The sequence below is a fragment of the Geodermatophilus sp. SYSU D00766 genome, from assembly GCF_054049915.1.
On record NZ_JBJGYI010000090.1, the window covers coordinates 1 to 732 of the forward strand.

At 72.1% G+C, this 732-nt stretch carries 1 protein-coding gene; it reads right to left on the minus strand.

Going from position 1 to position 732, the window contains the following annotated elements; translation table 11 throughout:
* A partial coding sequence (locus ACI8AD_RS24950) for a helix-turn-helix domain-containing protein (RefSeq protein WP_456873217.1) occupies window positions 1-557 on the minus strand: 557 nt, incomplete at its 3' end.
* Window positions 558-732 lie beyond the last annotated feature (175 nt).

Genomic DNA, 732 nt, shown 5'->3' on the forward strand with positions numbered 1-732 from the left:
ATCTCGGCGTAGGCGGTGCGGGAGTGGTCGTCGAGGACGACGTGGATGAAGCCGTGGCCCATCAGCGGATTGCGGTAGCGGTTGCGGGCGCGGCCGCCATCGTGGTGCCGGTTGGCCTTGCCGGCCTGCTGACCCAGGAAGCGCCAGCCGCCGCCGGCGGGGATGTTGCCCAGCTTCTTCACATCGGCGTGCAGCAACTCGCCGGGTGCGGGGTGCTCGTAGCGGGTCACGGCTCGCTGGCGACGGTCGAGGCGGGCCAGCCGGTGGATCCGGCAGCGGCGCAGCACCGCGCCGGCGGTGGAGGGCGCCACGCCGGTCTCGGCGGCCAGCCGGTGCGCGCCCCAGCGCTTGCGCAGCCGCAGCGACACGATCCGCTTGGTCGTGGCCGGATCGGTCTTGGTCGGGCTGGTGTGGGGCCGGCTGGAGCGGTCGGCCATGCCGGCGGCGCCTTCTGTGCGGTAGCGGCCGGCCCAGCGCCGGGCGGTGGTCGCCGAGACACCGAAGCGCTCGGCGGCCCGCGCCGCCGGCCACTTCTCCTCGACAATGAGTCGGGCCATCTGCAGCCGCTGGCGCGGGGTCAGTGCGGCATTAGCGTGGAGCACGAGGACCTCCGGTGTCGTGGCAGTGGTCGCCTTCAGCAGCTCCACTCCACGCCCGGAGGTCCTCCCTCACAAGATCCGTCAACTAGATCCCGTGGTCACACGCTCCCGACCAACGTTTCCGGTCAGTACA